Source organism: Chryseobacterium lactis (assembly GCF_003815875.1).
Taxonomy (GTDB): Bacteria; Bacteroidota; Bacteroidia; order Flavobacteriales; family Weeksellaceae; genus Chryseobacterium; species Chryseobacterium lactis.
This window is the reverse complement of sequence record NZ_CP033924.1, coordinates 2354569-2366299: the sequence shown is the minus strand read 5'-3', so window position 1 is coordinate 2366299 and position 11731 is coordinate 2354569. Positions and strand designations below refer to the sequence as shown.

Sequence of the window (11731 nt, the reverse complement as noted above, 5' to 3'; positions counted from 1 at the left end):
TCAGGTAAATTTTTAAGCTATTTTTAAGTTGGATTATTTGATACCCAACAATTCTACTTCAAAAACAAGGGTACTGTTCGGTCCGATTTCCTTGCTGATTTCCTGATCTCCATATGCCAGATGTGGAGGAATAATCAATCTCCACTTACTTCCAACAGGCATAAGCTGAAGCGCTTCCGTCCATCCTGTAATTACTCTATTCAGAGGGAAAGATGCGGATTTACCCCTTTTTACAGAGCTATCAAAAACTTTCCCTGTGATGGTAGTTCCATGGTAATGGCATGTTACTGTAGATTTTGGTCCTGGCTTCTGACCGTCACCTTCTGTGATAATTTCATATTGCAAGCCGCTTGGTAACTGAACAACGCTTTCTCTTTTACCATACTCTTCCATATATTCTTTACCGTCTTTCAGGTTCTTTTCTGCCAATTCTTTTTTACGTTTAAATAACAAATCTGCTACTCCCATATTCTAATTTTTTACAAAGATAATGCTTTTTGGGCTGAAGATAAGATGAAGAAAGATCTCTTATTGGCTAAAATCAGGATTAAAAAGCTTTAAAAATCCCACAATACCTTTAATAAAAACTTCAATAAAAAACACTAATAATCAAATACTTATATTTAAAATATTCCTTTTTATGATCTTTTCATCATTAAAACTGACAATTTTTCCAATAAAATTCAAATAATTGTAATACTCTCTTAACACAGATTCCGAAACTTGGCGTTATAATTGGATTTAAAAACTAAATGCCAAATCCATTACAATATAATAAGAAGTTCGACGAACTTAATGATGAGGAAAAAGAGCTGTTGGAAATCAATAAAAAAACGATTGCCGATTTCGTTGAACAATCCTCTTCTATAAGTGACGTCAATTATGCTACAAGAAATGCTCATGCAAAGACCTATGCGGTAGCAAAAGGGACATTTTGCGTCGATCAGAATATCCCTGAAACATTACAACCTTTTTTCGTTCAGGAAAAATTTGATCTTGTCATCAGATTTTCCAATGCTCAACTGAAAATTAAAAATTCCAGAAGAGATATTCCCGCTTACGGATTTGCCGTTCAGATCAGAGATGAAAACAATGGGCTGTTGGCCAATTTTCCGTTGGTCAACTTTCCTTTATTTCCGATTAATTCTGTTTCTACATTCTTGAAATTATTTACAGCTATTAACCGATCGTATATCAAAAAAGGAAGTAGTTTACTATCGATCGCAGTACAGTTATTTAAAACCATTCCATCGGTTCTGACAGGTTCTTTCCTGAAAAATATCGTGAAAATAATCCGGAGAAGAAATGATTTTATTCTCTCATTTGATTATTATTCCGTGGGAGCCTATCGTCTCGGAGATTATATGATCAAAATAAAACTGGAACCCAAATCTGTAGATAAAAATATTGGGAGAAAGCAGAATATCAAAAAAGTGTTGAAAAATTATTTTCAGGTAAATGATTTCAGCGCTGATGTTTTCATTCAATTCTGTTATGATCTGAAAGACCAGCCCATCAACAAACTGAATGTAGAGTGGAAAAATTCTCCTTATATTAAAATAGGTGAAGTGAAAATAGATAAAAATGGATTACTGGATCCCCGTTCCTGTAATAATGAACTGCTTTCCTTCAATCCATTTGAAAGTAAAACGATCTTTCAGCCTGTCGGCAAAATACAGAAATTACGTGATGAGGCCTACAAGGTTTCTATGCAGACCAGGAGAAAGATCAATAAGCTCTTACACGGAAAGAATACTGATTTGTAAAAGGGAAAAATAATTTTATTTAAAAGTAAAAGACCACTACCATAGCGGTCTTTAGCATTTACCTGAATTTTCGGTCTTCTTCTTTTATGGCTACATCATTGATGCTGGCGTATCTTTTTGCCATTAATCCATTTTCATCAAATTCCCAGTTTTCATTTCCATATGCGCGGAACCAATGACCGTCTTTTGTTTGATATTCATATTCAAACCGAACAGCAATACGGTTATCCGTGTGAGCCCAATACTCTTTTTTAAGGGTATAATGAAGTTCCTTTTGCCATTTCTTTTGAAGAAATTCTACGATCGCTTCTCTTCCATTGACAAATGTGTCCCTGTTTCTCCACTCACTGTCGATCGTGTATGCTTTGGATACTCTTTCAGGATCCTGACTGTTCCAGGCATCTTCCGCCAATTGAATTTTTTCCTTCGCCGTTTCTAATGTGAAAGGGGGAAGCGGATGTTTCTGTTCCACTATTTATTGTATTAAACGGGTGACTATATTTTTTGATTTTTCAATAAGTTCATTGGATCTAAAAAGCTGGCTTTCAATAATACTGCTTTCAAAAAGCATATAAATATGATCTGCAAGAACTTGATTTTCTGCCAATCCTGAAAAGTAGTTTCTGAGATCTGTTTTATGGGATTGAATCACATCCAAAATCTTGATATTATCCATCGGGATTTCTGATAAAATATTCAGAAAGCTGCAACCTCTGAAATTCTCTTTTTGGTTCATGTAGATAAGAAAATCAAATGCTCCGGCTATCTTACCCTTTCTATTTTTTATTTCTGATAAAAAATTATTTAACTCATTAAACCAATATTCATGTCTTATCTTCAGGAATTCTACACACAAATCTTCTTTAGATTTGAAATGCTGATAAAAGCTCGCTTTTGCAACAGCTGCTTCAGCAATAATCTGATTGATTCCTGTAGAATTGTATCCTTGCTTCGCAAATAATTCAAAAGTTGTTTCTACAATCCTGTCTTTTGGAGATGCCATATGAGTTTGTTTGTGAGACAAATGTAGGATAAAAATCCAATATAGACAAACCTGTCTGTCTATTTTAATTTAAAGATAGAAGTTGGAAGTACTTTTTGTTTAAATAATTAATATGAAACTTCTGAAATAATGAAACCCAGTTATAGATGATCACAATATCACTTCTCTGTTCCTGTCTTCTATTCCCACAAAAAAGCCCCGAAATTTACATTCCGGGGCTGTATCTGTATAATCGTTTAAGACTTTTATTCTTCTAATTTTTCCTTTTCATCTTCCTTATCAGGGAACATAATGGATAGAATAACGGAAATAACCAATACTCCACCTACAATTCCAAGTGAAACCGGAGAAGAGATGTGATACCACGGTGCAATAAGCATTTTAACCCCGATAAACGAAAGGATAATCGCCAGGCCGTATGGTAATTTGCTGAACATGTGAATAAAATTCGCCAATAGAAAATATAAAGATCTAAGACCTAAAATAGCGAAGATATTGGATGTATAAAGGATGAATGGGTCATCAGAAATCGCAAAGATTGCAGGAATAGAATCTACCGCAAAAAGAACGTCAGTAAACTCAATTACTCCAACCACCACTAAAAGAGGGGTTGCCATCTTAATCCCATTCTGGATTGTGAAGAACTTATCACCATCGTAATTATCGGAAACTTTCCAGAAGCTCTTGATCAGCTTTGCTCCGGCAGTATTGCTATAATCTTCATCATCGTCATCACCACCGTCACCCCATGATTTGATTCCCGCATATACCAGGAATAATCCGAACAGAGTCATCACAATATTAATCTTTACGGCTTCTCCGAAAATATGCATTTCAGGAAGATAGGTAAGGTTGATAAGCCCTACTCCGGCGAAAATAAATATAGCTCTGAAAATCAAGGCTCCGATAATCCCCCAGAAAAGAACTTTATGGTGAAGAAATTTCGGAACTTTAAAGAATCCAAAGACAAGGATAAACACGAATAAGTTATCGACCGAAAGTGCTTTCTCAATCCAGTAGGCTGCCTGATATTGTGTAAATTTCTCCACCGCCAACGCATGGCTCTCTGGTGTTCCGTCTGTATTGAATGCCCAATAAACTACGCCTGAAAAGACCATGGATAGTGAAATCCATACGATAGTCCAGATGGTAGCCTCTTTAGACGATACTTCGTGACTTTTTTTGTTGAATACCCCTAAGTCAAGGAGCAGCATGATAACAACCGTTATCGCAAATCCCCACACCAGACCCGGGTGCAGCTCTAAAATACTTTGATGTTTTTCCACTTGATTAATGTGTTATTATATATGATAAAAGCAATAGATGCACAAGGTACAAATATTGCTGTTTTATTTTATCTTTTGATTGATAATTGATTACAAATAATTCATCTGTACAGTCTGGATCGTTTGCTCCAGTTTTCTGTCTGATGTAGGATCTCCGATAGCGTTGAATTTCCATTCTCCGTTTCTCTTATAGAAAACTCCCATAACCATGGCCACATGACCACTGAAAGAAGCGTCATTGGCAATGTCATATTTTGCAAATACTTCTCTGACGTTGGTAGGGCTTCCTTCATAGATTCTGATAGAAGCGAAAGGAATTGTTCCGAAATCCTGGCCTCTGTAACTGTTCAGAACCATTGCAACGTGTTCTACATTAGGTTCCAGATTGCTGAAATCTACAGTGATTACCTCGTTATCCAATCCGTCATCTCCGTCTACATCTCCCGTAAGGTCGTCTCCGCTATGTTTAACTGATCCGTTTTTGGATTTTAAATTACCGAAATAGATTACTTCCGTTACATTTTTGTTTGAATCATATAAAATACAGCTTCCATCCAAGTCTACTGCTTCTTTTTTAGTTCCGAAAAATCCTTTTTTTTCAATTGCTCCCCAGTTGATTCCTACACAAGCCTGGGAAAGCTCAGCTCCGTTTTCTTTTTTAAGGTTAATTCTTTGACCTTTTTGTAAGTTGATAGCCATTTTTTTATGTTTTGTTGTTATTTATTTTTTGTGAAAAGCCAAATTTCTAATGCAGATTAGTCTTTCCGTTTTCAAATTTCGTTCTAGTTATTATTCAAATTCAAATTAAGCATTGCTTTCAAAATATTTGTTTCTTCATCAAAATCAAATATTTTGCTCATAATGTCTATATTCTCAAGGTTTCTGAGATAGTCTTTTAAAACGCCTTCCACTTCTATGGGTAAAGTACGTTTTCTTTCATTCATACTGCTTTCCAGCTGTTCATTTTTCTGTTTTAGCTGATCGATAATGGAAGACTGATTAGATTGATTTTCAGAGATATCCAATTTATCCAACTCCTTATCAAAAAGATACAGCTTTTTATCATCCACACTAAAAATGAAATGATCATCAGACTGAAAGATCTTAAAAAGCTCATACTCATGGGTTCCAATCCGGTAACCACAAACAAAGCGGACTTTAAATCCTTGTATATTAAGCCTTCCCAACAGTTTTCTTTCAATGGAATAGTCTTTATACTGATAGGCCGGAAATGCTCCGGTTTTCAATAGTGACTCATCTGCTTCCGTTCTGTAAAATTCCTGCGCATATTTTTTATGAAAATACAGGACATTATCCCAATTGACAGTAAAAATCTCTTCCGTAAGATCTTTATACAGTGATTTCAGATGTTGAGAAAATATACCGCTATACATTTTCCGGTCAGTTTCAAAGCTGTCTACACGCCTTTCTTCAAACCCGGAAATATATTTAGTATTGATTCCCATCTCATTGATGACCGCCAGCATATCATTTTCTTTCTGCCTTTTGATCTTGGTTAAAAGCTCTATCAGACTATCGGTATACTGAAGGTGAAAAAGTTCCAGCTTATTGTAATCCAGAGCCGTATTTTCCTGGAACAAATTGTGGATAATATCTGTTTTGATGTAAATTGATATTATGTCAATATGTTCAAAAAAATTGGCAAGAAGCTTAAGCCTTGTTAATCTTCTTTTGCTCTGCGACAATATGGTTGCTGCATCATCCCCCACCTTAGTTCCCTATTAATTAACCTCTGACATTTGCTTTTAATTCATGCTCCAATGTCTGAAGATCCTGATCCAGTTTTCTTCTGTTATCAGCACCTTGTTTCTGGATTTGTTTCACTTCATTCAACGTATTGATCAACATTGAAGTAGTTTCTCTTAATGTTTCTACAGATACGATCGTCTGCTCATTGGCTCTTGCTACATTTACAGAATTCTGACCAAGACGCTCCGCATTCTTTCTTAAGATTTCTTCTGTAGTAGCAGACACTTTCTGCTGAATCTCAATATTCTGCTGCTGTCTGTACATGGCAACGGCAAGTGAAAGCTGGTTTTTCCATACCGGAAGTGTTGTGGTAAGAATCGTTTGCGCTTTTTCAGCAATAGAAACGTTGTTATTCTGTACCAGTCTGATTTGTGGAAGCGACTGCATCATGATCACACGTACCACTTTAAGATCAGCCATTCTTCGGTCTAATCTTGCAATGAAATCTCTTTTGTCTGCAATCTGATAATCCTGGAAATTCTGAGGAGCGGCTTCCATTTGGGTAAGCTCAACTGCTGCTCTTTCCATTCTTATATTTCCTGCAATTACAAGATCCTCGATCTGTTTAATGGAGTTCACATTACTTTCAAAAATAGTCTGAAGAACAGCGTTATCTTTGGTAGAGGTAATGATTCCTGCATTTACTTTATACGAGATCTGCTCGATATTATTGATGATCTTATCATATTTTGCAAATAAGTTTTCTACCTGAGTCATCACCTTCTTCATGAATGGTAATTTACTCAGGAAACTTTTTACTTTATTTCCGTTAAGCTCTTCTACATCTACATAGTTAAGCTCTACCAAAAGATCATTGATAAGTCCGCCCACCTCACCTGAGTTGGATCTTCTTACATTCCCTAAGAAGCTGTCACTCTGGTTGGTTAATGTTTTCTGAAGCTCAGCTCCGAAATTTACGATTGAACCCGGATTCGCTTCATCGATAGAATTCGCCAACACTTCATATTTCTGACGTTCCTCTGTCTGTATCTGAGTAAGATTTACATTTCCTTCTCTGTCAACAAGCACTGCCGGCGCTGAGTTTTGCACAGGCTGTCCCGGTGGTGGAGTCATTGGAGTTGGCTCAAATGTTTTAAGAGGTTCAATTGATCCAAGCGGATCTATAGGTTGATTTTCTTGATTGTCCATAATTACTTTTGATAAATTGATACAAATTTGTCAAGGCCGTCTCTTTGTCCTGCCCCTACTGCTTCAAATTTCCATTCTCCGTTTCTGTTGTAGATTCTTCCGAATTCTACTGCCGTTTCGATTGAGAAATCTTCGTCAAGTTCGTACTTTAAGATTTCTTCATTCGTATCTGTATTAAAAATTCTGATGAAAGAATTTCTTACCTGTCCAAAGTTCTGTCTTCTGGAATCTGCTTCGTGGATCGTTACTACCACTGTAATTTCTTTTACAGCATCATCAATTTTAGTAAGATCAATTTTAATCTGCTCATCATCACCTGATCCTTCTCCTGTAAGGTTATCCCCGGTGTGGATTACAGCTTTATCCGGAGATTCCAGGTTATTATAAAAAATAAAGTGATTGTCTGAAACTAATTTTTTATCATCTCCTAATAAAAATAGAGAAGCGTCAAGATCGAAACCGGTTCCTGTAGAAGTATTATTGATATCCCATCCTAAACCTACAGTAAATTTAGGTGCGTTGATGTTTTCTCTTTGTCCTTTTTGTAAGTTAATAGCCATAATATAATTCCGTTTGTGTTAAAGTATTGATGTTATTTTTATATTCTTTTATTAAATGATAATTGTTGCTGATGGCCAGTTCCAAAAGGAGATCCATCTGCTCTCTTTTTACATTAGACGTAAGATAATCAAAATTACTTGAATCCAGGCCTAAAATATATTTTACGATTCTTGTATTAAACTCAAAACTTGGTTTCTGCATTACTTCTGCAACGTGCACTGCATTTTGCACCGCATAATAATTGAAGAAGTTTTCAATTTTGGGATCGAGATTAAAATTCATTAATTCTGCATAATACAGGAACATAAAATCGGCCTCCACAGCATATTCATCAAGAATTTTATTGACCGTGTATTCATGACTTCCTGTTATTTTGATATCGTCTATAAAAATACAAAGTTTTCCTCTCAAAAAATCCTTGTCGATATAATAAGTATCATTGGCAATCAGATTTTTGCGATCTTCAAAGCTTAGATTCCCATAATCTGTGATATAGGTATGATTTCTATTGATTTTCGATAAAATACTAGACTTTTTTTCTTTCTGAAACAAATAGAAATCAAGTTGCTTTTTAAAGAAAAAACACAAAAAATTAGAAGCTGTGGGAATCGCCATATAAGGACTTGGAAGCACCACAATTTCTTTATCTGTATTTAAAAGCTCCTCATGTTCGGAAATAAATCCTTCGAATAATTCTTTTGCAAATTTTTCAGCATACGACTTATCGCCATACTTGAAATAGCTGTATTCAGCCGGTGAGAAACTAAACTCATCCGCCGAATGAATGTGGTGTAAGCTGTATCTTTTATTCATGTTTATATTAGTGTTTAAGTAAATGTGCACTGAAACCGAAGTCTGTTGCTCCTTTATAGTCTGCAAAAGGATTATCTCCGATATGCAGAACCTGGTGCAGAGGTATATCCTGATCTTTCAGATTATTCTTCACTTCCTGAAAAATAAGAGGATTCGGTTTGGAACAGTTGATCTCATCAGAGTAAATATGGAAATCAATATACTGATCCAGATTTTCATGAATCAGAAATTTTCTCATGGTTTTTCCCTTGATAAATCCTGTATTGCTTAAAATATTAATGGTTTTTCCCTGATTTTTAATTTCATCAAAAAAATCATGAATATTTTCAAAAATGACAACCGGTTTATATTCCAGAAACAACTCTTCACTTTTCTCATAGAACGCATTGAGTTTTTCTTTGTTTAAAAGCTTTACATCTACATTCAATGCTCCCAGAATCATCAGATAAATTTCAAAAGTATCAATATTTCCTCCTGTTACTTCATTAATGGTATTGCAAAGATCATCATAATATTTTACGGTTCTTGCCACTACTTCTATTGGTGCATCTACATTAAAAAATGAGGAGAACAGCTCAACTCTTTTTGTTTTAAATTCAGGATGAGATTTGATTAGGGTGAGCCACAGGTCAAAGGAAAAATGACAGTGGTTTTGAATGTCGATATCTGTTTTCAATATGTTTTAGTTAAAAGTTTTATTTAGCTCTTGAAAAAGATTTTTACTATTTTTTAATCATCAACAAGTGTTTACTTTTCTATTCTTCCCAAAGATAAAATTTTTATCATAAATGCATTACTTTACTTGTCTGTTTTAAGATATTTTTATGACTTTTCAATCCTGCTCCCTGATCTCACACATATTGTAAAACTGAAAAAAAATGAAAAAATTCTTTGAAAATGAAAAAATTATTATATTTTCGCAACCGATTAACAATCAACAATGTCAACAAAAATGATAAATATTATAACTTTAAGTAACCCTGTCAGAGCTGTGTTCTTTGGCAGCACTCAATATTTATCTGAATAGTTCTATAGATCTTTACAACAAAATATACTAAAGACCTGTCTATTCGGATAGGTCTTTTTTGCTGCCCTACTTTCAGACTTTAACAAACAACAGGTCTGTTGTTAAGATTATTCTGAAAAAATCACATTCACACAAAGTTCAAAAAATTTTACCGGCTTTATCAGGTCGGGTTATGCTTTGTGTCTGCTTTTTTCAGAACAACGCTTACACAGATTATTAAAAATCAACAATTTAAATCAAACAAAATGAAAAACAAAACCAGAAATATAGGGATTATAGCACATGTAGACGCCGGAAAAACAACTTTATCGGAAAGACTTCTTTATTACACAGGACTCATCCATAAAATCGGTAATGTAGACGATGGAAATACAACGATGGATAAAGACATTCAGGAGAAAAACAGAGGAATTACCATTTCATCGGCTGCTGTTTCTACTCAATGGAAAAAAGGAAATGAGGTGTATAATATCAATATTATTGACACTCCGGGACATATTGACTTCGCTGTAGAAGTAGAACGTTCATTAAGGGTATTGGACAGTGTCGTTGCCGTTTTCTGTGCTTCTTCAGGAGTACAGCCACAAACCGAAAATGTATGGTTCCAGGCTGAAAAACACGGAACGTCAAAGATTTGTTTCATCAACAAAATGGATAGAATCGGAGCTGATTTCTTTGCTGTTCTTAAAGATATTGAAACCAAGCTGGATGCTGTTCCTATGGCTTTACAAATTCCAATAGGAGCTGAAGATAACTTTAAAGGTATCATTGATCTGATACAACAGAAAGCTTTATACTGGACAGATGAAAACGGAGAAACTATTCTTGAAAAGGAAATTCCGGAAGATTACCGGGCAGATGCTGATGAATACAGAATGCAATTATTGGAAACTATTGCCGGACATGATGAAATCTTCTTTGAACTCTTCATGGAAGCTGAACATGAAATCACTGTTGAAAATATAATTAATGCAATACAAAGAATCTGCAAATCGGGAGCGGCTGTTCCTGTTCTTTGTGGTTCAGCATTCAAGAATAAAGGCGTACAACCTCTTCTTGACGCGGTGGTAACTTATTTCCCTGGTCCGGATGAGATTGCTGATATATGTGGAAAAGATCCTCAAACAGAAGAAAGCATCATGTTGCAGAGAAATGAAATGGAATCTTTTGCAGGTCTTGTCTTCAAAGTTGTTATTGATAAACACATGGGAAGACTAGCTATGCTGCGTATTTATTCAGGAAAGATAAAATCTGGTGACACTGTTCTCAATGTAAGAACCGGAGAAAGTTTCAGAGTTTCCAGGATTTTACAGATGCAATCTGACAAATCATTATCGATAGAAGAAGGACAAGCGGGAGATATTGTAGCCTTAACAGGAATAAAAGATGCTAAAACCGGAGATTCTTTATCCTCTGCAGAAAGGCCTGTATTATTGGAAACAATTATGATTCCGGCACCTGTTATCAGAGTTTCTATTGAGCCTAAAACCAATCATGATGAAAAATCTTTCGGTTTGGTCTTAGCAAAAATTCAGGAAGAAGATCCTTCTTTGGTGCTCGAAAAAGATCGGCAAACAGGAGAAACTTTGCTAAGCGGGCTTGGAGAGCTTCATCTTGAGGTCACTTTAGAAAAAATCAGATTGAATCATGGCATTGAGATTAATCAGGGACAACCTAAAGTTTCGTATCGTGAGATTTTAACTACTACTAAAGTTCACAGGGAAAAACTTTCAAAACAAAACGGAGGTAGTGGACAATTTGCGGACATCAGTTTTGAAATTGGTCCCAGAAATGATGAGGAACAAGGATTGGAATTTATTAATCAAATCAAAGGAGGTGTCATTCCGGGTGAATTTATTCCTTCTGTTGAAAAAGGATTCCGCGAAGCCATGGAAAATGGACCTTTGAAAAATTATCCTTTGGAAAGCATGAGGATAACTCTTCTTGACGGCTCTTTCCATGCTCAGGATTCTGCAGCTTTTGATTTTGAAATTGCTGCGAGGGACGGATTCAAAGCTGCCGCTAAAGGATGTAGTCCGAAACTTATGGAACCTGTAATGCAGGTTGAAATTCAGAGTATTGAAGAATACACCGGTGCAATTACCGCTGATATCAACCGAAGAAGAGGGATCATTACTTCAATTGAGGAAAGATCGGGAAGAAAGCTTTTTACAGCAGAAATTCCGTTAGCTTCAACTTTTGGATATATTTCTGATCTGAGAACGCTGACCAGTGGAAGAGCTTCCATAAGCATGAAATTATCACACTATGCTTTAGTGCCTGATTTCATTGCTAATACATTGATAATCTAAAAAGCAAGGACTGTAAATAGAATTACAGTCCTTGTCTGGTTATG

Annotated in this window: 12 protein-coding genes; 2 read left to right on the top strand and 10 right to left on the bottom strand. The window is 35.5% G+C overall.

Going from position 1 to position 11731, the window contains the following annotated elements; translation table 11 throughout:
* Positions 1–33 precede the first annotated feature (33 nt).
* A complete protein-coding gene (locus EG342_RS10460) occupies positions 34–468 on the bottom strand; it encodes an FKBP-type peptidyl-prolyl cis-trans isomerase (protein WP_103291180.1) in 435 nt (144 codons plus the stop codon).
* Positions 469–752: 284 nt separating this feature from the next.
* Here EG342_RS10460 and EG342_RS10455 point away from each other — a divergent pair, with 284 nt between their 5' ends.
* Positions 753–1766, top strand: a complete 1014-nt coding sequence (locus tag EG342_RS10455) for a catalase family protein (protein WP_103291182.1) — start codon at positions 753–755, stop codon at positions 1764–1766.
* A gap of 58 nt (positions 1767–1824) precedes the next feature.
* Here the strand turns inward: EG342_RS10455 and EG342_RS10450 are convergent, their stop codons facing one another.
* The 9 genes from EG342_RS10450 to EG342_RS10410 all read right to left on the bottom strand — a co-directional run bounded on the left by EG342_RS10450 (position 1825) and on the right by EG342_RS10410 (position 9024).
* Positions 1825–2238 (bottom strand): nuclear transport factor 2 family protein, encoded by a 414-nt coding sequence (locus tag EG342_RS10450; RefSeq protein WP_103291184.1) that lies wholly within the window; start codon positions 2236–2238, stop codon positions 1825–1827.
* A gap of 3 nt (positions 2239–2241) precedes the next feature.
* Positions 2242–2769: a TetR/AcrR family transcriptional regulator gene (locus EG342_RS10445; RefSeq protein WP_103291186.1), complete on the bottom strand. Its 528-nt coding sequence runs from the start codon at positions 2767–2769 to the stop codon at positions 2242–2244.
* A 245-nt stretch (positions 2770–3014) separates the two neighbouring features.
* Positions 3015–4055: a TerC/Alx family metal homeostasis membrane protein gene (locus EG342_RS10440; RefSeq protein WP_103291188.1), complete on the bottom strand. Its 1041-nt coding sequence runs from the start codon at positions 4053–4055 to the stop codon at positions 3015–3017.
* Positions 4056–4145: 90 nt separating this feature from the next.
* Positions 4146–4754 (bottom strand): TerD family protein, encoded by a 609-nt coding sequence (locus EG342_RS10435; RefSeq protein ID WP_103291191.1) that lies wholly within the window; start codon positions 4752–4754, stop codon positions 4146–4148.
* Between the two features lie 83 nt (positions 4755–4837).
* Entirely contained in the window at positions 4838–5785 is a 948-nt protein-coding gene (locus EG342_RS10430; RefSeq protein ID WP_103291194.1) for a hypothetical protein, read from the bottom strand.
* 16 nt (positions 5786–5801) lie between these two features.
* Positions 5802–6974, bottom strand: a complete 1173-nt coding sequence (locus tag EG342_RS10425) for a toxic anion resistance protein (protein WP_185126892.1) — start codon at positions 6972–6974, stop codon at positions 5802–5804.
* Between the two features lie 2 nt (positions 6975–6976).
* Positions 6977–7534 carry a TerD family protein gene (locus EG342_RS10420; RefSeq protein ID WP_103291196.1) on the bottom strand — a complete coding sequence of 186 codons (558 nt, stop codon included), beginning with the start codon at positions 7532–7534 and terminating at the stop codon, positions 6977–6979.
* Positions 7524–8348, bottom strand: a complete 825-nt coding sequence (locus tag EG342_RS10415) for a phosphoribosyltransferase family protein (RefSeq protein ID WP_103291199.1) — start codon at positions 8346–8348, stop codon at positions 7524–7526. The genes EG342_RS10420 and EG342_RS10415 overlap by 11 nt, the downstream gene beginning before the upstream one ends.
* 7 nt (positions 8349–8355) lie before the next feature.
* A complete protein-coding gene (locus tag EG342_RS10410; RefSeq protein ID WP_103291201.1) occupies positions 8356–9024 on the bottom strand; it encodes an HAD family hydrolase in 669 nt (222 codons plus the stop codon).
* A gap of 596 nt (positions 9025–9620) precedes the next feature.
* On the opposite strand from EG342_RS10410, the gene fusA reads away from it, so the two are divergent.
* Positions 9621–11687 (top strand): elongation factor G, encoded by a 2067-nt coding sequence (fusA, locus tag EG342_RS10405; RefSeq protein ID WP_103291715.1) that lies wholly within the window; start codon positions 9621–9623, stop codon positions 11685–11687.
* Positions 11688–11731: the final 44 nt, after the last annotated feature.

Excerpts from the sequence above, each read along its gene's own strand:
- EG342_RS10460 (WP_103291180.1), bottom strand. The coding sequence starts at position 468 with ATGGGAGTAGCAGATTTGTTATTTAAACGTAAAAAAGAATTGGCAGAA.
- EG342_RS10420 (WP_103291196.1), bottom strand. The coding sequence starts at position 7,534 with ATGGCTATTAACTTACAAAAAGGACAAAGAGAAAACATCAACGCACCT.
- EG342_RS10455 (WP_103291182.1), top strand. The coding sequence starts at position 753 with ATGCCAAATCCATTACAATATAATAAGAAGTTCGACGAACTTAATGAT.
- EG342_RS10425 (WP_185126892.1), bottom strand. The coding sequence starts at position 6,974 with ATGGACAATCAAGAAAATCAACCTATAGATCCGCTTGGATCAATTGAA.
- EG342_RS10445 (WP_103291186.1), bottom strand. The coding sequence starts at position 2,769 with ATGGCATCTCCAAAAGACAGGATTGTAGAAACAACTTTTGAATTATTT.
- EG342_RS10415 (WP_103291199.1), bottom strand. The coding sequence starts at position 8,348 with ATGAATAAAAGATACAGCTTACACCACATTCATTCGGCGGATGAGTTT.
- fusA (WP_103291715.1), top strand. The coding sequence starts at position 9,621 with ATGAAAAACAAAACCAGAAATATAGGGATTATAGCACATGTAGACGCC.
- EG342_RS10435 (WP_103291191.1), bottom strand. The coding sequence starts at position 4,754 with ATGGCTATCAACTTACAAAAAGGTCAAAGAATTAACCTTAAAAAAGAA.